Source organism: Pseudomonas sp. CFBP 8770, from assembly GCF_014841705.1.
GTDB lineage: Bacteria > Pseudomonadota > Gammaproteobacteria > Pseudomonadales > Pseudomonadaceae > Aquipseudomonas.
This window is the reverse complement of record NZ_JACYUL010000013.1, coordinates 1-20,321: the sequence shown is the minus strand read 5'-3', so window position 1 is coordinate 20,321 and position 20,321 is coordinate 1. Positions and strand designations below refer to the sequence as shown.

General features: G+C 52.4%; 16 protein-coding genes and 3 pseudogenes. 11 read left to right on the top strand and 8 right to left on the bottom strand.

Annotation, left to right across the window (positions count from 1 at the left end; all coding sequences use genetic code 11):
* Positions 1–71 precede the first annotated feature (71 nt).
* The 3 genes and pseudogenes from IFT98_RS20860 to IFT98_RS21050 all read left to right on the top strand — a co-directional run.
* Positions 72–2,137 (top strand): annotated as a pseudogene (locus tag IFT98_RS20860) (TonB-dependent receptor); the annotation flags it as partial.
* 582 nt (positions 2,138–2,719) lie between these two features.
* The gene (locus IFT98_RS20855; RefSeq protein WP_122797565.1) at positions 2,720–3,694 is read left to right on the top strand and encodes a GlxA family transcriptional regulator; all 975 of its coding nucleotides are present in this window, start codon (positions 2,720–2,722) and stop codon (positions 3,692–3,694) included.
* A 133-nt stretch (positions 3,695–3,827) separates the two neighbouring features.
* Positions 3,828–4,475 (top strand): annotated as a pseudogene (locus tag IFT98_RS21050) (hypothetical protein); the annotation flags it as partial.
* An 18-nt stretch (positions 4,476–4,493) separates the two neighbouring features.
* Here the strand turns inward: IFT98_RS21050 and IFT98_RS20845 are convergent.
* On the bottom strand, positions 4,494–5,516 hold the full coding sequence (locus IFT98_RS20845) for a GlxA family transcriptional regulator (protein ID WP_192051396.1): 1,023 nt from the start codon (positions 5,514–5,516) through the stop codon (positions 4,494–4,496).
* 132 nt (positions 5,517–5,648) lie between these two features.
* On the opposite strand from IFT98_RS20845, the gene IFT98_RS20840 reads away from it, so the two are divergent.
* Positions 5,649–6,539: an MBL fold metallo-hydrolase gene (locus IFT98_RS20840; protein ID WP_192051394.1), complete on the top strand. Its 891-nt coding sequence runs from the start codon at positions 5,649–5,651 to the stop codon at positions 6,537–6,539.
* Between the two features lie 101 nt (positions 6,540–6,640).
* Entirely contained in the window at positions 6,641–7,186 is a 546-nt protein-coding gene (locus IFT98_RS20835; RefSeq protein ID WP_005764630.1) for a cysteine hydrolase family protein, read from the top strand.
* Between the two features lie 173 nt (positions 7,187–7,359).
* On the opposite strand, the gene IFT98_RS20830 is transcribed toward IFT98_RS20835, so the two are convergent.
* Complete coding sequence (locus tag IFT98_RS20830; RefSeq protein WP_192051392.1) at positions 7,360–8,133, bottom strand: SDR family NAD(P)-dependent oxidoreductase; 774 nt, start codon at positions 8,131–8,133, stop codon at positions 7,360–7,362.
* 156 nt (positions 8,134–8,289) lie between these two features.
* Here IFT98_RS20830 and gcvA point away from each other — a divergent pair, with 156 nt between their 5' ends.
* Positions 8,290–9,222: a transcriptional regulator GcvA gene (gcvA, locus tag IFT98_RS20825; RefSeq protein ID WP_032710446.1), complete on the top strand. Its 933-nt coding sequence runs from the start codon at positions 8,290–8,292 to the stop codon at positions 9,220–9,222.
* A gap of 362 nt (positions 9,223–9,584) precedes the next feature.
* Positions 9,585–10,481 carry a DMT family transporter gene (locus IFT98_RS20820; RefSeq protein WP_044392271.1) on the top strand — a complete coding sequence of 299 codons (897 nt, stop codon included), beginning with the start codon at positions 9,585–9,587 and terminating at the stop codon, positions 10,479–10,481.
* A 28-nt stretch (positions 10,482–10,509) separates the two neighbouring features.
* On the opposite strand, the pseudogene IFT98_RS21045 reads toward IFT98_RS20820, so the two are convergent.
* From IFT98_RS21045 to IFT98_RS20795, 6 genes and pseudogenes are all read right to left on the bottom strand, one after another.
* Positions 10,510–10,659 (bottom strand): annotated as a pseudogene (locus IFT98_RS21045) (GlxA family transcriptional regulator); the annotation flags it as partial.
* An 11-nt stretch (positions 10,660–10,670) separates the two neighbouring features.
* Positions 10,671–12,737, bottom strand: coding sequence for a TonB-dependent receptor family protein (locus tag IFT98_RS20815; RefSeq protein WP_244651037.1), 2,067 nt, complete (start codon positions 12,735–12,737; stop codon positions 10,671–10,673).
* Positions 12,737–14,896 (bottom strand): TonB-dependent receptor, encoded by a 2,160-nt coding sequence (locus IFT98_RS20810; RefSeq protein WP_192051390.1) that lies wholly within the window; start codon positions 14,894–14,896, stop codon positions 12,737–12,739. The genes IFT98_RS20815 and IFT98_RS20810 overlap by 1 nt, the downstream gene beginning before the upstream one ends.
* Before the next feature lie 71 nt (positions 14,897–14,967).
* Positions 14,968–15,357, bottom strand: a complete 390-nt coding sequence (locus tag IFT98_RS20805) for a DUF2946 domain-containing protein (RefSeq protein WP_162484647.1) — start codon at positions 15,355–15,357, stop codon at positions 14,968–14,970.
* A 306-nt stretch (positions 15,358–15,663) separates the two neighbouring features.
* Positions 15,664–16,245: a putative natural product biosynthesis protein gene (locus IFT98_RS20800; RefSeq protein ID WP_032710420.1), complete on the bottom strand. Its 582-nt coding sequence runs from the start codon at positions 16,243–16,245 to the stop codon at positions 15,664–15,666.
* Between the two features lie 232 nt (positions 16,246–16,477).
* Positions 16,478–16,861: a DUF2946 domain-containing protein gene (locus tag IFT98_RS20795; protein ID WP_080898717.1), complete on the bottom strand. Its 384-nt coding sequence runs from the start codon at positions 16,859–16,861 to the stop codon at positions 16,478–16,480.
* Positions 16,862–17,576: 715 nt separating this feature from the next.
* Here IFT98_RS20795 and IFT98_RS20790 point away from each other — a divergent pair.
* The 4 genes from IFT98_RS20790 (at position 17,577) to IFT98_RS20775 (ending at position 20,155) form a co-directional block, all read left to right on the top strand.
* On the top strand, positions 17,577–18,182 hold the full coding sequence (locus IFT98_RS20790; protein WP_192051389.1) for an SCO family protein: 606 nt from the start codon (positions 17,577–17,579) through the stop codon (positions 18,180–18,182).
* Positions 18,182–18,670 (top strand): copper chaperone PCu(A)C, encoded by a 489-nt coding sequence (locus IFT98_RS20785; RefSeq protein WP_005764644.1) that lies wholly within the window; start codon positions 18,182–18,184, stop codon positions 18,668–18,670. The genes IFT98_RS20790 and IFT98_RS20785 overlap by 1 nt, the downstream gene beginning before the upstream one ends.
* A 227-nt stretch (positions 18,671–18,897) precedes the next feature.
* The gene (locus IFT98_RS20780) at positions 18,898–19,185 is read left to right on the top strand and encodes a c-type cytochrome (protein ID WP_005764646.1); all 288 of its coding nucleotides are present in this window, start codon (positions 18,898–18,900) and stop codon (positions 19,183–19,185) included.
* Positions 19,186–19,555: 370 nt separating this feature from the next.
* On the top strand, positions 19,556–20,155 hold the full coding sequence (locus IFT98_RS20775; RefSeq protein WP_192051387.1) for an FMN-dependent NADH-azoreductase: 600 nt from the start codon (positions 19,556–19,558) through the stop codon (positions 20,153–20,155).
* Positions 20,156–20,321: the final 166 nt, after the last annotated feature.

Genomic DNA, 20,321 nt, shown 5'->3' with positions numbered 1-20,321 from the left:
AAATTCTTTCAGCGATCTGCAACGGTTGCTGAACGCCCTTGAAGTTTCTTGATGATCAGGAAGTGCGTGCCATGCCTGCTCCATTTTCTTTGCGCTCTGCAAAGCGTTTATCTGTGTCCCGTTCTATGTGGCCTGTATTGTCGATAGGCGTACTGGTATCCAGCCCGCTGTCCTTGGCACAGGCTGAAGCCGGCGAGCCCGGAAGCTCGACGCTCACCTTGGGCGCCGTAAGCGTTCAAGGCTCCGCCAGTGGCCCTTTGGCTACCCGCAGCGTACTCAGCTCGGTGGATATTTTGGGCGCGGAAATCCTCGAAAAGATGCCAGTCAATTACAGTTGGGAGCTGTTCCGCCGCGCTCCGGGGGTAATGCTGACTGAGTTCAACCAAGGCACCACGTCAGGCAAAATCTCCTTCCGAGGCTTCAACGGCGAAGGTGAAGTGAACGCAGTAAAATTGCTGATTGATGGCATCCCAAGCAACAGCAATGACGGCAATATGCCGTACATGGACATGATTTTCCCCATGGAGTTGGACAGCATTGAGGTGGTGCGCGGCACCAGCGATGCGCGCTATGGCCTGAACAATATTGCCGGCAACGTGAACATGCTGACTCGCACGGGGGGCGACTACAACAAGGCGCGGCTGCGCTATGGCAGCTTCAATACCCACGAGGCCCAACTTGCCAATGGCATTGAGGGCAGCAACTGGACGCAAAACTATTTCTTCGCCTATCAAAAATCTGATGGCTACAGAGATCACGCTGAAGCAGATAAGTTTTCGATGTCGGGCAAATGGTTCTATACGCCGGACGATGACAGTTACCGTATTGGACTGATCGCTCGTCACTACGAAACCGAGGCTCAGGAGCCAGGCTATCTGAGTGAAGATGATGCACGTCATCACCCGGAAATGACCAACAGCTTCAACGCGACGGACAAGGGTACTCGTCGTATGAATCAGGTCAGTCTGCATTTCGATACAGACTTGGCTGATACGCTTGCTTGGTCAGCGAAGACCTACGTCAACACCTTCGATGACAGGCGCTGGACACAATACTGGAGCACCAGCGCACAACAGGAACGCGACGCTTATGAGACGCAATATGGCGCCCTCACCTCCCTGACCTGGCGACCGGAAGTCAAATGGCTATACGACTTCGCGTTGGAAGGTGGCGCGGACGTACAGCAGCAGCAAAACAAAAGTGAGCGATATCGCACCAGAGACCGTAAGCGTCTAGCTACAACCCGCGACCAGCAGTTCGACTTCGACACCTACGGCGCTTATGCCCAAGCAGAGATAAAACCTTTCGAATCTCTGAAGATCGTACCCGCCTACCGGGTCGACAAGATCCAGGGCGATTTCACTAATGAAACGACCGGCACAAATTTCGACATCAACGACTACGGACTGATCAAGCAGCCGAAGATTAGCGTTGTCTATTCTCCGTGGGAAGTTGCCAGCTTCTACGCGAACTGGGGGCGTACCTTCCAGGTGGGCAGCGGGGCGGCGGCTTACAAGATTCCGCCCAGAGATACTGACCTAGCACCTTCGATCAACGAGGGATGGGAAACAGGCATCAAATTCACGCCGGTTGACTGGGTGGATGGACGCGTCGCCTATTGGCAGCAAAAGGCCTCTGGGGAAGTCAGTCGCCGGCTGAACGACCCGAGCGGCGAATCCGATAATGTCGGTGAAACACGTCGCTGGGGTTACGACTTACAGATGAACCTGTATCCGAATGAACGCACCAATATCTGGATGGGTTACTCCTGGCAGTATTCGAAAATACTCCAGCCAAGTGCCACGTTGCCTAACAGCAAAGGTCAGGAAATCGACCACATCCCGCATCACTTGTACAACGCTGGCATCAGCTATGACGCGACACCTGCATTACAGCTGACCGCGTGGATGAACGGTCAGACTAATTATTATCTGGAGCGGGAAAATACGAAGGGGACTTACGGCGGTTACGTGCTAATGAACCTTGGCGCAACCTACAAGGTGACTCAATCAGTGAGTGTTGACTTGCAGCTGAAGAATCTCACGAATCGATACTATGAATATGTCTGGTACGACCCGGATGGCGCGCAGGCATCCCTGCATTCGCCAGGTGATGGTCGTGCACTTTATACTGGAGTNCCCTGCTTTCCATACCTGTTCATCGAAAGAGGAAATAACCTGATAAAACCCCAGCACCATTGGAAATTAGATCAATAAAATTCCACACTCGAATTTAATTATACGGGATCGCAAAGCAAGGAGGGCTATCAAATCTTGCAGGTGACTCGACACGAAATGAGCATGCATAGCATTTTGATCATGCCATAAACACTCTACTACCCAGCCATCTGATTCGGAACCTTTTTTTAACTCGCATGTTGCATTACCCACAGAATCGCTTTCTAACAATTCAAGAACGTGAGATATCCTGTTCTGAAAATCATCATCCATCTTAATCTCGAATCCCATAGCTGTTCTCATAAGACTCGGCATAAATTAAACCTCCCAGCTGAAAAGAATTTATAAATTTAGGTAAACTGCTAAATTAAATATAGACAAACCGAAATATTACTAAAACCTCAGTTACCATCGATCCAACCTGCATAACTCTCAAGAGGCTAAAATAAACGAAAATTGGTAAAAAAAATGCCAAAACGTTGCCGATTCCTGCCAAGATTCACAAATCCGCATAGTAGTCTCTAGACGAGGGTCGATCGCAGATGCCTGCCAAATGTATTCAGTTCGTTACCTATCCTGAAGTCAGCCTGCTTGACTTAGCCGGCCCTTTAGACGTTTTCATTGCTGCCAACCATTTTGCGCAAGCTGATCATGCACCATATTCATTATCCATTCTGTCGTTAGATCCAACTACGGAGATATTTCCTAGTTTCTCGTTCAGCGCCGAAGTCTTGGGCATAGATACACCAGCACCGCACACGCTGATCGTGCCGGGCGGGCCTGGAATTCACAACTTTTGTGAACATCCAGATTTCTTTAGAAGTTTTGTAGGGCATTGTGAAAAAGCATCTCGCTTAGTTTCAGTTTGCACAGGGGTCTTTGCACTGGCGACTGCCGGAAGATTAGACGGACGAAATGTCACAACACACTGGTCGGCCTACGATAGGCTGGAAATTGAATTCCCATCTATCAAGGTGAAGCGCGGGCCTATATTTATTAACGATGGAGATATATGGACATCTGCTGGCGTCACCTCAGGAATCGATTTAGCTCTTGCAATTATCGAGGCAGACCTGGGGTATGCTACTGCACTAGAGGTTGCACGACATCTGGTTGTCTTTCTGAAGCGTTCCGGCGATCAGAATCAGTTCAGTTCAACACTAACCCTACAGTCAAAGAGCAGCAATTTCTCCGACCTTCACGCATGGATCAACACTAATATTAGTGGCGATCTATCGGTATCTTCACTAGCAAACTTCATGAATATGAGTGAGCGAACATTTGCTCGAAAATATCGTGAGGACAGTGGGTTTACACCTAGCAAAATGGTCGAAAAAATCCGCTTGGAAGCCGTTTGTCATATGCTGCTAACGTCACGTACGCCACTCAAAACAATTGCCCGAAAATGCGGCCTATCTAATGAAGCGACCTTGATACGTAGTTTTATGAAAACCTATGCTGTGACGCCTGGCGAGTATCGCGAACGCTTTAGGTCTGGCGAGGAAGCACAAGAATGAGTGCTCAGAGCGTTTGCACCTACGAATGACTTTGAGCTTGTAACCCTGCTTGAGATCTAAGTAGAAAAAGTTTCTCAACCCTATCTTTTGTTTTACGCATCAGGCTGATAAGTGTCGATAAGTCACGTTCATTGATTGGATCGAACTGATCTCAAGGCCTGGCTATCAGGTTTATATCGCACCCTCTGCACCCAATGGCAAACCGCTTCAGGTGCAAGGCTTCATCAAAGCTTTTGAAAAGGCCGCACGTTTCAACGGTGAAGCGTTGCACCAGCTTCAGGAGTACGTAATACCGCTGGTGGGCCTCGATCCCGCGATGACGTTGGTGTATCGCCAGGAGTATGCGAAGACGATTGGCAGTCACGAGGTTCCAACCGTACTACTGCCGCAGGAATGGCTCGCCAATACGCTTCCACAGTCGCAAATTGTGAAAGATGCCGATCCCTATCAATTCCTTCCCCACTCCACAGAAAAAACACATGAGCCCAGCATCGTCGGCCTATGGCAGCAAGTCTATGAGCGAATGGAGTTAAAACTAAGCGTGTAAGCCAGCGGATGCTGTGGCATGTCCGGCACCTATGGGCATGAGGCAAAGAACGCTGGCACTTCTGGCGTAATTTACAAACAGTCATGAATACCGCTTGTGAAAAAGCTTAACGCTTGAGGCCGGTAATTGGCTGACGGATATTCTTGCCGAAGCCAAGTTAAGCGACAGGACGCAGTAACCATCTTGCATCCGCTGCAGGCGCTGCTCGCAGTGGTCAGAGCTGATACTGCCTGACCACTCGAGATCTCTATTTCATGCAGGAGAGTGAGCCGACTCTTTGGCGGTGAGCGTACTGCCGCTCGTCTTGCGGCCTGGGTTCATTTCGCGAGAAAACGCCCGTCGGTATTCAGACGGCGACGTCCCGAGATGAACAGCGAATTGTTGCCTCAGCGACAAAGGCGTTCCGAAACCTGCCTCGCCGGCAATACATTCGATCGGCAAATCGGTGGTTTCCAACAGCTCTTGTGCTCTGACGACGCGCTCTGCGTTCAACCATTTCGAGACGGTACTGCCAGTGGTGTCTCTGAATCGCCGGGTAAATGTACGCCTGCTCATTTTCGCCTTGTCCGCCAGCACGTCGAGCGTCAGATCTTTGGCCAGATTCTTCCGGGCCCACGCTAGTACATCAGATAAGTGCGTCTCGCTGGATAGCTGCGGCACCGCGTGCTCCACGTATTGCGCTTGGCCTCCCTGCCTGTGCGGCGGGGTCACCAGCATCTTCGCGGTGCGATTCGCGATATCAGCGCCAAGTCGCTGGCGTACCAGATGAAGGCAGCAATCGATTGCCGCCACAGTACCCGCCGAGGTCATGATGTTGCCATCACTGACATAGAGCACTTCGGGCCTGAAGCGAACTTCAGGAAAACGGCGTGCGAACTCGTCGCGGGCTGCCCAGTGAGTGGTGGCTTCTTTACCGTCAAGCAGTCCCGCAGCCCCGAGCACAAACGCGCCCAGGCATAAGCCCACGATGAGTTTTTCCTGAGTGTTCGCGAGCTGCAAGGCTTTCACAAGTTCTGCAGACGCAGCGACCGATTGATCGCCCCACGCCGGAATGACAATCACGTCGGATACCTCCATCAGCTCCAGACCGTGACTGACCTTTAGGCCGATGCCTTGGTCGCTGCTGACCATACCTGGCGACTCTGTGAAGTAGCTGACCTCGTATTGAGGTTCGCCAGGAGCGGATTGAGCCGTCCCCAGCACCATTCCGGGCACGGAGAGATGGAACAGGCTCACGCCTTCGAAAGCCAGAACAGCAACCCTGATGGATTTCATCGGTAAGCCTCACATTCGTGAACAGCGCTGATTACATGGCCCGATTATATCGAAATATGTCATTCAGGCCACTGGTACCCTGTATACCGTTGCATGAGAATGGGGTCATAACCTATTCAAAGGACTAAGCCCATGAATCTCAAAACACTTCCCATCGCCCTGAGCATTGCTTGCGCTGCGGCCACTCCGTTGGCATTCGCAGGTTCCGACGCTCACAAAACTCCCGATGCAGCTCATAAAGTCGGTTTGCAGCAAATCCGTAATGCAACGGTGAAAATCTCTTATGGCGACACAACTTTTCTGATCGACCCGATGCTGTCCAAGAAAGGTACTTACCCAGGATTTGACAATACTTACCGCAGCAACCTGCGTAATCCCCTCGTCGATCTGACAGAGTCGCCCGAAGAAGTGATTTCTGGCGTAGACGCTGTCATCGTCACGCATACGCATCTCGATCACTGGGATGATGCCGCTCAAAAAGCGTTACCCAAAGACATCCCTCTGTTTGCACAGCATGAAGACGATGCGAAATTGATTCGCTCCCAAGGTTTCAAGAATGTGCGCGTGCTGACTGACGAAGCTGAATTCGGCGGCGTCAAAATCACCAAGACCGGTGGGCAGCACGGTACCGACGAGATGTATGCCGTTCCAGCTCTCGCGAAGCCTCTGGGCGAAGCAATGGGCGTAGTTTTTCAGGCGCCGGGCTACAAGACCCTCTACCTCGCCGGCGACACAATCTGGCGAAAAGAGGTTGATCAGACCATTGAGAAATATCATCCCGAAGTCATCGTACTGAATGCCGGGAAAGCAATGATGACCGGCTATAAGGGATCGATCATCATGGGCGAGGAAGACGTTTTACGCGCCTCAAAGGCTGCGAAGGACGCGAAAATTGTCGCAGTGCACATGGACGCAATTAACCACATGTCCCTTACTCGTGAAGAGCTACGCACATACGTCAAAAAGCAAGGTATCGAGAGCCGGGTAGATATTCCGGAAGATGGCGCTTCGCTGGAGTTCTGACTCAAGCCTTTTTGATTCGGAATAAAGCAGGTTCTCTACCTGCCGATCTGAGCCTTCACCACTCAATGCCTATGCTCGAATAATTAGACCGGAGATCGTTCATGAAACGTGGCCTTGTAGTAGTTGATCTGCAAAATGAATACCTGCCCACCGGTAAATTGCCGTTAGAAGGAATCATAGATGCTGTAGCGAATGCTGAACGAGTGATCAGCCACTCGCGCGATACAGGTACCCCGGTTTTTCACATACGACATGAGTCCAATGATGAAGGCGTTCCGATCTTCATCAAGGGCTCGAACGGCGCGCAAATTCAGCCCGCTGTTGCACCCGTGGGTGACGAGCCTGTGATTGTAAAAGCACACATCAACGCCTTCCGGGGAACGGATCTTAAGAAGCAGTTGGAAGCCACAGACATCGAGGAACTCGTGGTAATTGGTGCAATGAGCCACATGTGCATAGACGCCGTAGTGCGCGCGGCGGTAGACATGGGCTATCCCGTTACGGTGCTGCATGACGCCTGCGCCACGCTGGATCTCACATTTGGTGGTGTAAACGTTCCTGCTGCTCACGCACATGCCACGATGATGGCAGCCTTCGAGTTCGGTTACGCCACCGTCAAGTCGGTGGACGAGTATCTGACGGCGTAAAAGGCACATTGCTCAGTTATAGGGGGCCTTCGGGGCCCCTGTTTCTATCACTAGAGACACCAAGGACTTAACGTTTTCAGTACCCCTAACACCCCGCCCGAAACAAAATGATGTGGGCCGTGATGCCTCATTCACCAATCGTGATTAACTAAAATCCTAGCTTGTCCAGGTCATTAATGACGCCCTGCAGTGACGCCTCCATCGACCGGCAATACCGTCCCGGTAATCCAAGACGCCTCATCTGAGGCAAGGAACAAAATAGCCTGGGCAACGTCTGCTGGCTGACCATTGCGCCCGAGTGGATGAAACGCGTTAAAGGTCTTCAACACCTTTTCAGCCTGTGCAGCATCCATGAACGTTCCGTAAACCGGCGTCTCTACCACCGCAGGTGCAACAGTGTTAATGCGTATTTTGTAACCAGCAAGTTCCAGTGCAAGATTACGTGTCAGCGCATGCACGCCAGCGTTTGCTGCGGAGTAAGCAGCGGACGGAGTGGCACCGATAGCCTGGATTGCCCAGAGAGATCCTGTTTGCACGATGGCCCCTCCTCCACGCTTCAGCATGGCTTTTGCTGCCGCTTGAGCCATGAAGAATTTGCCTTTCAGAATGATGTTCAGGAAGGAGTCGTACTCTTGCGGACTCACATCAAGAAAGGGCTTTGGATTGAAGATGCCTGCGTTGTTGATCAGGATATCGACTCCACCAAAGTTGTGTACTGCGGCATCAACCAAAGCTTCTGCGGTGGCTAGCTGTGCAATATCGCCAGCGTAAGTGCGCATCTTTTGGCCTGACGCATCGATTTCCAACGCCGCTTGCGCAAGTTTCACCTCATCTCGGCCGCCGATGACCACGCAGGCCCCGGCCTGAACGAGACGTTTCGCGACTTCTTTACCGATACCTGAACTGCCTCCGGTTACGATTGCGACCTTGTTAGAAAAACTTTGCATGCTTTAATCTCCGACGTGGGGTTTCGAATGAGGAACGACGTATGATGTTGAGTTCGCCTATTCGCTGTAGCGATGACTGGCTTGGCATGCATCCTGAAGAAAAGTGCTCTGCCTGACGACGCAGAAGAATTCGCTCATGAGACAGAAAAACTATCAATGACTACTCCCGCCTACCTGAATGCATTACGAGCCTTCGAGGCCGCAGCGCGACATCAGAGCTTTTCAGCAGCCGCTGCAGAGTTAAACGTGACGCCGGCTGCCGTCGGGCAGCAAGTTCGGAACCTGGAGTCATGGCTGGGTATTGCCTTGTTTGCGCGTGCAAGCAGCGGGACTGCTCGTCTGATGCTGACGGACGTAGCACGGACTGCCCTGCCCGATATTCGAGAAGGGTTTGATCGACTGTCTATCGGACTGACTCGCTTGAAGGATTCAAGCGTGCACGCAGGACTCACGGTAACGGTAAGCCCCGCGTTTGCATCAAAATGGTTACTGCCACGTATCGAGCAGTTTCAACAGGATTATCCAGATATGAACGTGCTACTGGACACGAACGCTCGATCCGTAGACTTCCAGGTTGAGCGTGTCGATGTGGGGGTCAGATACGGTGCAGGGAAATGGCCAGGACTCACAGCCGTGCATCTCATGGATGAAGTCATGTTCCCTGTATGCGCCCCTGACTACGCACGACTGAAGAAGGGCAAACTTACAGCAAAGGCTTTGGAAGGTTCTACGCTAATCCATGACCTCTCAATGGCCAATGACCGCGATTACCCAACATGGCGAATGTGGCTGGACGCCTCTGGGTTCAATCACGTCAATGCCAGCCATGGACTGCGGATCAATAACTCTGCTTCGGTTCTACAAGCGGCCATAGACGGGCAAGGCCTGGCTCTCGCACGAAGCGTGATGGTCAAGGACGATTTGGCAGCGGGTCGCCTGGTGAGACCGTTTGCAGACAAAGGCGTGGACTGCCCTTTGACCCAGGCTTACTACATCGTTTATCGCCCGGAGTGCGCTGAACTGGCTAAAGTGAAAGCCTTCCGAAACTGGTTGCTATTTGAAGCTGACCAATCAACATCTCAGGCCTAGTCGTTATTCGTCATTCCTCCTCGAGCTTTAGCTTGCAGCGGACAACCCAGATTCCCGGCACGCCTTGAGTCTTTCAGCTCCAACTCATCGGCAATCGCCACGGGCTCGCCTGTTTTAAGCGAACGCTCGAAGCTAAGTGCCAACGCCCAATAACGGCTACCTGTGGACGACTCATAGGAATCGTGGCGTAAATCTCGTGTTGCTACCAAGGCGCCAATCGCAGCGCTTTACGACATAGAAAATCTATGTTGTGGGCAAGCCCTGACCTGGACAAATATCAGACCTAGCCGATTCTGATGAGGCCCTTTCGATCTTAATGACTCGATTGCGGTAAAGATTTTCTACCCACTTGGTTTCAGGCAATGATAATAAGTACAAATGCTAATCAAGACCGCCCTAGCCGCCCACGCTGGATACTCCAAGTGATTTTGTGCTTGGTGGCCTTCGCAGCAAATTCAATTTTTTGCCGTCAGGCGTTGATGGAAGGGCAAATAGATCCGGAATCATTCACGGCGATCCGATTACTCAGTGGCGGTTTTTTTCTACTGCTGTTGATCAGACTTCGCAGTCCGAAGTCAGCTATCCGGGGAAGCTGGAAGGGAGGCCTTTCGCTTTTTGTTTACGCCTATCTCTTCTCTGTAGCCTACGTCCAGCTCGGTGCGGGTATGGGGGCCCTGATTTTGTTCGGCGCGGTGCAGGTCACAATGTTCATTTTTTCCTGGGCGCAAGGTGAACGATTTCAAAAGAAAGTGGTGATCGGCATGTTAGTAGCAACGTGCGGTTTGCTTATCTTGTTGCTGCCAAGCGCAAGTTCCCCTCCTCTGGGTAGCGCAGTGATAATGACAATTTCGGGGGGGGCATGGGGGGCCTATTCGCTGCTCGGAAAGTCAGCGGTGAATCCACTCGCGGAAACCGCCGGCAATTTTGCGAGGTGTTTCCCACTGTTGCTTTTACTTGTTCCAGCAACCGTGTTCGGAAGTGGCCTACACATGAGCCTTCCTGGAGTGATTTACGCGCTTGCATCTGGAGTGTTGGCATCAGGTTGTGGCTATGCGCTCTGGTACAGCACCGTCAAACACATCAGCTCACAGCAAGCCGCCACTCTTCAGTTAAGCGTACCAATCATGGCTTCGCTCGCGGGCGTGCTGATTTTGAACGAGCCAATATCTCTGCATCTTTTGTTGATCTCATCAGTCGTTCTGGGCGGTGTCGCACTGGCATTGTTACCGGGCCGTAGCGCAGTAGATCACCGTAATTGAACGGCTGGGCTACATGCAATGTAGTGCGCTGTGAGGATTGCCTATGCGGCGGCGTCACCAACCTCTTCGCGGTTCGACTCGCCACATCAGCACCGGGCCGCGGGTGTACCAGAAGCAGGCAGCAATCGATTATTGCGACGCTGCCTGCGGAGGTCATAATGTTGCCGACACTGACATAGTGATCGGCAGTTATAGACGCCATTCCAAACCTAGATAGACGCTACGGCCATCGCCTGAGAAGTAATAAGCACCGTCCACACCCCGCACATTGGCCTGAACAGCTGTTGTCGCTGCGTAGTTGCGGTCAGCAAGATTGCGCCCCTCGACGAACCAACGGGTATGTCGGCCCAACTCACCACCGACAGTCATGTTAAACAGGCTGTACCCACTGGCTGACAAGGTGTTGGCGTGATCGATGTATGTCTTGCCTGGCAGCCACTCGACAGAGGGCGCGATGTAAAGCCAAGAGGACGGCGACCAACGCAGTTCTGCGCGCATAAACTGGCGAGGGATTCCTGCCAGTTTGTTATCGCCGTAAACCGAATCACCCTCGAACTTGAAGTCGTTGAAGAGGTAGTTCATACGCACCGACCATTGCTCGGCCAGAGGTACATTGGCATACAACTCTAAGCCCTGATGAATTGTCTTGTCTGCGTTTACCGTGCCGAGTGAATTGCCCTGGCTATCGCTCAGTGCCAACAATTCTCGGTCGATCCAGGATCGGTAAATCACGGCATCCAGCTGTAGGTCACCCCGTCGGTGGCGATACCCGAACTCCCATGTAGTCGACTCCTGATCTTCAGCGAGTGGCTGAGTGTTGACCGTGATTTCACCAAACGGAGGCGCTTCATAGCCGCGACTCATACTCATGAACCACTGGGTGTTGTCATCTGGTTCAAACAGCACGCCTATCTTCGGACTCATGCCCTCGTAGCGTTCGTCGTAGCTGATTGCGGGCAATCCTTTAAAGGCAGTTTTGCGCTCAGCCTGCACAACCTGCGCACCCACTTCGACGGCCCAATAGCTGCTCAGTCCATATTTAATCTGGCCATAAAAAGTGCTCTCGTTAGCGTCCAGATCGCTCTGGCGGGTCATGACACCTGGTTTACCGTCAGGATTGGTAAAGCGATCCTCATTGCCTTCAAGACGCGAGTAAGAAGCTCCCAATGTCAGCTTGCGTGTCAGATCTGGCTGGCCGAACTCCGTGGTCATCCTGACGCTCAGTCCAGTGTCGATCAAATCCTGCTGCAGAACCGCAAAGGTCATTGCATGATCTCGTTTGCGATCCGCTACATAAAACGACGTTTCGACTTCGGTCTGATCAGAGGCATTCCAGCTCAGCGTCAGTGCTGCTCGATCAAGGCGGTAGTCGTTGTGTGCATTAAGGCGCTCGTAGTTGGCACCCGCGGAACGGGGGTCGTTGCGTAGCGCTGTTTTGCTAATGCTCCCTGGCATTTCCATCATGCTTTCGAGGTGGGTCAGGAACAGACGCGCCTCCAGGTCTTGAGAAATACGCATACCAATATTGCCGAAGTAACGCGTGGAGTCCGTTGCGGACTGCTGGCGGTAACCGTCCTGATGGCTGTCAGTGATGCTCAGAAAACCGTCGAATACATCACCGGCTCCTGCAACAGCCAATTGATTGCGGCGTTGATCATAAGTGCCAATCTGGGTACGCAGTAGCAGAGGCCCACTATCTCTCCCGGTTGGTGAGACAAAGTTTACCGCGCCTCCAAGTGCATTGGAGCCGTACTCCAGACCGCTGGAGCCTCGCCACACCTCTATGTACTTCGCTGCCAGAGGCTCTATTGACTGGAAGTCACCACTGCCGTCGGCGTGATTCAGCGGGATGCCATCCTGGTAAAGCTCAATGCCGCGCATCAAAAAGCCACGTTGAATGCCCGAGCCCCGAATGGAAAAACGAGCCTCATCGCCGTGACGGCTCTGCGCCAAGACACCTGGCGCAAAGCCCAAGGCGTCAACTACCGTGGTAACTCGCCCGTTACGGTAACTTTGAGCATCGATAACTGCGGTGCTGGCAGCTCGGCTCTCAAGCTTCGCGCGCGCGCTCGTCAGGTCTGGCTGCACATTGATCCTGTTGCCAACAATATCCAGCGGATCAAGCTCGATTTTCGCAGGCAAACCGTGTACTGCATCAGCAGCTCTCAAGTGGCTCAGAGGCATGAGCAAGAAAAAGCAAGACAGCAGTGCGCATGAGTGAACTGGTAAATCAGTTCGTCGTTGTAAGAGCATCATCAGTATCTCCACTGCACAGCCACTTCGAGGCTGCGCGGCTCACCCAGGTAATACTGAGTGTTGGTCTGATGAATGAAGCGTGCATAGGTCTCGTCCGTGAGGTTACGCAAACGCGCACTCAGCTCTGTATGCGCATCGAGGTCATGCCTGAGGAGCAATCCGTAGACCGTGTAGGACGGCACCCACATAGTGTTGGCGGTATTGGCGTAGACCGAAGAGACGTAGCGCGCATCAGCGCCGACCTGCCACTGCGGTGCCAAATCGTACGTCAGCCAGAGGTTGGCCGTGCGATCCGGAATGTTCACCGGGTTCTTACCCTTGCGTGAAAGCACCGCGCCGGCGACGGTCTCATTGAATTCGTCGTATTCGGCCCTCACCCAGGCGAAATTACCGGCAGCCAACAACTGGGGAGTTATCTTGAACGATGCCGCCAACTCGATACCCGTAGAGGTCTGCTGGCCTGCCTGCTCGGTGGTGTTCTGCAGTGTGGAAGAGGGTACAGAAATGTTCTTGCGCACGATTCGATAGGCTGCTGCTGTGGCAGATCCGCGGCCATCAAGGAAGTCGAATTTGCTGCCCACCTCAATCTGGCGTCCGGTGCTCAAATCGAAGTCGCCGACCTGGCCGATGCTTGCGCTGGTCAGGGTTCCGCCTGGCGGCTCGGCCGAGGTGCTGTACTGGGTGTAGAGGCTGGCGCTATCGGTCACGTCATAGACCAGACCTGCCCGGCCGGTAAAGGCGTCCCAGCGGCGATCAAGTGAACTGCGCGCCGTGTGGTCGACAATCTCGAAATCAATGTGGTCATAGCGAAGTGCTGTAACCAATGCCAGTCGATCCGTCAGGCGCGTGCGATTTTCCATAAAAGTCGACGTGGTATCCGTCCAGGTGCTGCGGCCCTTGGTACGTGCGGCATCCATGCCGGGGATGTTGAGAAACGCACCTGGAGCGAAACTGCCCGGGTCTACCGCAACGCCGAAAGACCCATTGATGGACAGCGGATAGTTGACCTGTTTGTTGCGGCTGTATTCCATGCCAAAGGCCCAGTCACTGGCCATCCCAAACAACTCCCCCGCGTGCGTCAGCTCCAGACGATTGCCGTTCACCTCCTGATCATGACGCTGGCGATAGCCTGCAGAGCGAGCCACGGCGTTGTTACCCGCGTTGAAGCGATAGACCTCAAGATTGCGGTAATCGCGCTGACCGTCATAGTGATAGAAGGTATTGCGAACCCCGGTAGCATCATCGAAACGGTAGTTGGTGATCGACCGCAGCCAACGAGTTCTCTGCTCGTAGCGCCCATCATCGACGTTATAGTTTTTGAAACGGTTGTGCTTATCAATAGGAAGTTTGCCGCTCAGTGGCTGTAACACTGGCGAGCCCCAGTACGGGCTGTCTTCCTGCTCCTCCAGATACTCGATGGCGAGTGTGTGGGAAAGCTGGTCGTTGATATCGCTCAGCAGGGAGAACGCCAGATTGCCAGCTCCATTCTCCTGACGATCGATATAACCATTGGTGTGCGTGCGACTGTAGTCCAGACGCGCATAATGGCGAGCTCCTTCCCCCTCGTTGAGCGCCTGGTTGACGCCGATGGCGGTCTCCCAAGTGTCGTAGCGCGAGTAACTCACCCTTCCCTCAAGACTGTCCTTGTCACGGCTGGCCAACTTGGTGATGAAATTCAGGCTACCGCCCACCGCACCACTGCCATTGAGAAAGGAAGATGGCCCGCCCAGTAGCTCAACTCGATCGTAAATCCATGATCCGACAGGACGCGCAGCGGCTCCGTATTGCAAATTAATGCCGTTGAACAACTGACCAATCTGCGCACCATTGAATCCACGATAGGCCACATAACCTCCCCAACCAGGTGGTGCGGATGCATTCACGCCAGGCAGCGCATTAGCAGCATCCTGAAAGTTGCGCGCTCCGATACGCTCCATGGTCTGGCGGCCTGCCACGCTGACCGATGCGGGGTTCTCGCGCGCACTTAGCGTTAGACGCGAGCCGCTCTCGATGGTCTCGTCCAGGTTGAGAGCGGTCGCCTCCACGGGTTCGGCAGCAGAAGTGGATATCTTAATGTCGGGCAGTTTCAAGGAATCATCTTGAGCCCAAGCAAGTGCGCTGCTGCCAACGAGCAGCGCCAGAGTCGTCATGCGAAACATAGAGAGCTTCCAGTTTTTCATTCGATTAGTGCGCAGGCTGTCTACAAAGCAGCCAGCCTGGACGATAAATTTCAGAGCAACGGAAGCCCATAGGGGGATGCACGAGGGTTTGCTGGAGGCCAGCGGTAACGATTTGAGCGCGAGAGATACAACCTGGCGAAAGGTCGCGCCTGGTCGATTGTGAGTAGTCCCCATAGACCAAAAAAAGCGGCGAGAATTAGTGCGCTGAAAAGACTAACCAGTACGCAACTGGAGCCAGGGGTGGAGGTCGTTGTTGCTAGACCCGAGTCGTCAAGATCAGCCCCAAAATTGCCATCAAGCGAGCAATATTCACCCCCTAGGCTGGAGAGCTGCAACCCAGCCATTTGACCGTGGCCGATCGCGCAGGAAAAAGCACTGAACAGGATGGATACATAGAGAATCCATGCCACGAGCGAGCGTTCAGTGCGTGCGATTTTCATTAAGCGAGACGTCACCAAAGTAAGGTTGTATGCACATATCAACTACGTCGTTCTGCGCGGTTAACCCGGTATTAAAAGGCTGAAGGACTGAAAACACATCAGTACAAACCAGAATGATGACAGCAGCAAAAAATCTCTCACCTGCGACGTTATGTCGCACCTTTCTTCAGTTTCAACCAAGAATGGGCCAACGACGTGAAGACTCGCCACATCCGAAAACTGCCCAGGCCAAGACGTGACAAGTTGTCGCATGCCCGATGCCCATTAGTACGCGTCGAGTCCTCGACGACTGTGTATTTGATTGGACTAGGGAATGGGAAGCCAGCGGCGAAATCCGGCGCCGCCCTTCCCTGTCAAAGGACACCAGGCGAAGTCCCAAGGCGTAGGTGGAAATTCCTCTTGTTCAGGGTCAAAGCCTACGCCTGAACGTGGAGCTATTTTCCAGTCAAACACCCTCATCGGCGATCCTTCCCAAGCCAACACCAGTCCCCTGGCCTGGCTACCATCTGTGCTTATCCAGCGGGCGGCCGCTGCAGTCATGAAGGCGTCGATGTGCTCCTCATTTATTTGCTTCTGGTAGGTTGACGTCAGTAACCATCGACAAACACTGAGGTAATAAGTCCAGTTCAGCGGTGGATGGTTACGGTAAGCCCACGTCATAAAGCTTCGAAATATATTCAAGCCATCGGGAGGATCCAGCTTCAGCAACCTTGGACAAACATCAAACAGCGTATGCCAGTAAGGCAGTAAACGAGCGTCCAGGTGAACAAAACAGCGTGCATTACTGGGATAGTCAGGAAACGGCAACAGGAAATCGCCACCCTTGCTCGTTGGCGAGGCCTTACTGACCAACCGCGAGGCCCCGGAAGGGGTAATTAAATCGCGCATGCCGGCCTCCATTTGATAGCCGCTGGCGGGTTATCAGAAGCTGGAAAGCTAAAAGTTCTTCCTTCGACAGTGCTGAATCTGCAATCCGGATAATCGAAAACGCGAGCCATAAGCCTTCTTTCCCGAGACAAATGGACGACGCCCGACAGCGGTCGCAACAGCGACAATCTGGCGATAAGCGGGCGACGAAAAATAGGCGACAGCCGACGATCAAATCGGCCACATACGAACGTCAGATCAGGGGAGAAGCGCGAGGGTTGGCCGACGGCCACGAGTATCTAGGGGGTGCCTTACAGCGCAGCTCACGACCAGGGCGTGGCTTTTGGACGATTCGCAGGAGCCAGATCAGGCCCAACAGAAAAACGATGCTTAACGTAACCGCAGAACAGATTGGGCAGACAAGACTACCGGCCCAACCGCTGGGTGATTGGTCAGAAAAATCCGGACTCTCGGTAGGAATTCTATTACCCGATGTAGAGCAGAACTCGCCACCTATGCCATTGAGGGTGAGCCCACTCATCTGCCCATGTCCCAAACCGCAGGCGAACACGTTGAATAAGACGCAAAAATACAGCGTCCAAGCAACGAGCGAGCGGTTAAGTAGGGACGATTTCATGGCTGCGATTCTTGTGCCAAATTATGGAGGGCTTGAAGATCGAGAGATGCCGATCAAGCCGACCAGCCAAGGATACCCACGATTTACGGCCACGAGTCTAGCACGCGAATTTAGGTGGCTTCACACAGGATTAACTCGACAAAAGGGTTATCGGCGTGACTTCTGCAAAGATGGCTAGACATACGGCAACACTAGGGCACCTCTCTGGCTCACGACTCGACGCCCTCCCGCATCTCGCCAGCCGTTGCACACGAATAGCCTAGACGAGAGGGCTACCTTCAGGTGCGCGAGGGCTACTCAAGAGTGACCGACGGGCACACCTGCTTTTTACAGACTCAGTGCAATGTGGGAACCCATTCGCTAACGATTTTAGGTTTTTGCTCATCTGCGTACGGAAGAACCTTCGGGCTACTCACCTTAAAGCTACCTGCGACAGGATGTCGCGGGAAGCTTGGCAAGCTCATTCAAATGAAGCTCAACGCACAGCATGCGTCACAATGTCGCAGGTTATGAAAGACTGCTGGCATTGTTAGACTTTTCGCCCTACCTCCCGTAGGTCAGAAAAATATCCCAAATGATGATCAATGGTTCCCGCCTGACTTAGCGTTAAGTCGAGATCTATCGATAAAAACGATTTCGGTAACAGACAGTATTTTATAAGTGACGCGTCCCTACAGTTGACTGAATTGATGGGCGAACCAAGAGGCATTATTTCATGAGCGTTTTGATGACTCGCCGCAAGGTGGTTGCAGGAATAGGGTTACTCAGCTTGAGCATCTTGACTGGATGCGATACCAGAGAAGAATTGACGTACAAACACGGCAAAAATCTGAGCAATCAAATCCTTGGCCGCTCATTCAAATTAAAAGATACTAACGGCGACGTTAGAATGCTCTCGAGTTATCGAGGGATGATCCCCTTGGTGTTCTTCGGATTTACACAGTGCCCCGCGATTTGCCCGACGGCTCTGGCTCGCGCAGTACAAATCAAAAAACTGATGGGCAAGGATGGCGACAGACTTCAGGTCATTTTTATTACGCTGGATCCTGAACGCGATACACCAGCCGTGCTCAACGCTTACGTGAAAACGTTTGACCCGTCATTTGTCGCACTTTACGGAACACTCGAAGAAACTGCTGCCACAGCCAAAGAGTTTGGCGTGTTTTATGAAAAAATCCCCAGCGGATCAACCTATACATTATCCCATTCCGCGACGAGCTATGTCTACGACATCAGGGGAACGCTACGTCTTGGATTGCCTCACTCGCTTTCAGCACAAGAATGTGCAGAAGATTTGCTTACCGTCATGAAGGTGTCCTAATGAACTCAACTCTCAATCAAGCCAGCATTACTCAATGCGTCAGACAGTTCGTACTTGGGTTTTCCCTGCTGGGACTGGCCTGCCAGGCTTCAGCCCAGACGCAAGTAGAAGATGTATGGGCTCGCGCTACAGTCGCAGGGCAGCAGGCGACCGGCGCGTTCATGACTATTACATCTAGCAGCGACAGCAAGCTGCTCAGTGTCCAGTCTACGGTCGCCAAAATTGTGCAGCTTCACCTGTCTACCATGAAAAACGACGTGATGAGCATGCAACCAGTGGAGTTCATCGACTTGCCTGCTGGCAAGCCGGTCACCCTAGACCCCGACAAATATCACGTCATGCTGATTGACCTGGTTAAGCAAGTCAAAGAAGGTGACAAGGTACCGCTGACGCTAACGATAGAGAATGCCAGAGGCGAGAAGGAGTCGATAACGGTTGAAGCAACAGCACGGGCTCTGAACATGCCGGATCACAACAAGATGCATTGATGACCTTAAGGGTGTACATCAGTGACGCTTAACTAAACAAACGTCACTGATTCCAGCTCATTTTGATGGGTGCATAGAGTTTCCTAATAGATCACCGTCAATACTGACTTGTGACAGTGGCCAGAAGCACCTCGCATTATATCTACTACAGTTGCGAGCCTTCTAATAAAAAATGATGAGCAAAGGCTTGGCTTAGCTGATCCTTGTAAGAAAAAGCGGAGTGCAACATGAAATATTTAGCCATTTTGGCCATCAGCCTGCTTCCCGTCTCAGTAGGGGCCGCTCAGGATCCAGAAACTGTTTTCAATCAGTCATGCGGGATATGCCATAACGGTCAATTACACACTGCGCCTAAAAAGGGAGATAAAAGCGCTTGGGCGCCGCGCCTCGACCAAGGAATGGATATACTCGTCGAGCGAGTCACTACCGGATACAGCGTGATGCCCCCTAAAGGTCTCTGCGTGCAATGTACACCAGACGATTACAAAGCAGTTATCGAGTGGATGGCTAAATAAGCGGCCTCCTCCGTGATCCTCTTAAGTTACTTAATTTCGATGCACTCAACATACCCTCGCTTAAGTTTAAGCATCCACCAATTTACCTTCACTATTCCACCTTAGCAATAATAAAGACCGATCTCTAAATTTTTGTCCCATTCGCGATTTACCTTATCCATATATTCACAGATAGGGGCTTCTGACGTCTGTAAACACGGCCAAGTCAACCGGTGATCCAGCGTCCCGAACACTGTTAACGTAACGATGTAGGTGAAATGTGTATAGAACAACCATATCGATAATTGACAGCAGCTTTTTCCACCTTTTTATGATGTGAATACGACTAATCTAGGCTTCATCGACTCAAGCCGATAGAGAATAAGGAATCATGCTCAGCGTTCTGATCATTGAAAGCAGCGCTCGCCAACAGGAGTCAGTTTCTCGACAACTGACCCAGCAATTCATCAGCCAGTGGCGGTTTGCGCATCCGACCGATCGGATCATTATCCGTGACGTGGCCCTCAACCCCATACCCCATATGGACTCAAACTTGCTAGGTGGATGGATGAAGCCTGCTGGAGCACGCAGCAACACGGAGCAGCTTTGCTTGGAGCGCTCCGACGAATTGACTAATGAGCTACTTGCAGCTGACATGCTGGTCATCGCCGCGCCAATGTACAATTTCGGCATTCCAAGCACTCTTAAAGCTTGGCTTGACCATGTGATTCGAGCTGGGGTGACGTTCAAATACACGCCCACCCGTACCCAAGGCTTGTTGATTGGCAAGCGCGCAGTCGTCTTAACCGCCCGAGGTGGAATTCATGCCGATGACAGTTCGGATCATCAAGAGCCATACCTACGTCAGGTACTGTCTTTCATGGGCATTCACGACATCACGTTTGTTCACGCAGAGGGGATTAACCTCAGCAGTAATTTTCGTGAGAAAGGTATCAAATGCGCCACATCATTGCTGGCACGCATCATTTGAGCTATTTCATGCGGAATTTGATTCCAGCTGAGCTTTACATTAAACCCTCCCTAGGTAGCGCTTCCTCTTACGATACTCGCCGTTACTGGACGCTAAGGAAGGTCTGAAGTACCCACCGATTTTTGAGGCCCTCGCTGCTTGAGGTTCAAAAAATCCAAGTCGGCCG

Coding starts and splice junctions, on each gene's coding strand:
- IFT98_RS20820 (WP_044392271.1), top strand. CDS start 9,585: ATGATAATAAGTACAAATGCTAATCAAGACCGCCCTAGCCGCCCACGC.
- IFT98_RS20810 (WP_192051390.1), bottom strand. CDS start 14,896: ATGTTTCGCATGACGACTCTGGCGCTGCTCGTTGGCAGCAGCGCACTT.
- IFT98_RS20805 (WP_162484647.1), bottom strand. CDS start 15,357: ATGAAAATCGCACGCACTGAACGCTCGCTCGTGGCATGGATTCTCTAT.
- IFT98_RS20845 (WP_192051396.1), bottom strand. CDS start 5,516: ATGAAATCCATCAGGGTTGCTGTTCTGGCTTTCGAAGGCGTGAGCCTG.
- IFT98_RS20785 (WP_005764644.1), top strand. CDS start 18,182: ATGAACTCAACTCTCAATCAAGCCAGCATTACTCAATGCGTCAGACAG.
- IFT98_RS20815 (WP_244651037.1), bottom strand. CDS start 12,737: ATGATGCTCTTACAACGACGAACTGATTTACCAGTTCACTCATGCGCA.
- IFT98_RS20840 (WP_192051394.1), top strand. CDS start 5,649: ATGAATCTCAAAACACTTCCCATCGCCCTGAGCATTGCTTGCGCTGCG.
- gcvA (WP_032710446.1), top strand. CDS start 8,290: ATGACTACTCCCGCCTACCTGAATGCATTACGAGCCTTCGAGGCCGCA.
- IFT98_RS20855 (WP_122797565.1), top strand. CDS start 2,720: ATGCCTGCCAAATGTATTCAGTTCGTTACCTATCCTGAAGTCAGCCTG.
- IFT98_RS20800 (WP_032710420.1), bottom strand. CDS start 16,245: ATGCGCGATTTAATTACCCCTTCCGGGGCCTCGCGGTTGGTCAGTAAG.
- IFT98_RS20795 (WP_080898717.1), bottom strand. CDS start 16,861: ATGAAATCGTCCCTACTTAACCGCTCGCTCGTTGCTTGGACGCTGTAT.
- IFT98_RS20790 (WP_192051389.1), top strand. CDS start 17,577: ATGAGCGTTTTGATGACTCGCCGCAAGGTGGTTGCAGGAATAGGGTTA.
- IFT98_RS20775 (WP_192051387.1), top strand. CDS start 19,556: ATGCTCAGCGTTCTGATCATTGAAAGCAGCGCTCGCCAACAGGAGTCA.
- IFT98_RS20780 (WP_005764646.1), top strand. CDS start 18,898: ATGAAATATTTAGCCATTTTGGCCATCAGCCTGCTTCCCGTCTCAGTA.
- IFT98_RS20830 (WP_192051392.1), bottom strand. CDS start 8,133: ATGCAAAGTTTTTCTAACAAGGTCGCAATCGTAACCGGAGGCAGTTCA.
- IFT98_RS20835 (WP_005764630.1), top strand. CDS start 6,641: ATGAAACGTGGCCTTGTAGTAGTTGATCTGCAAAATGAATACCTGCCC.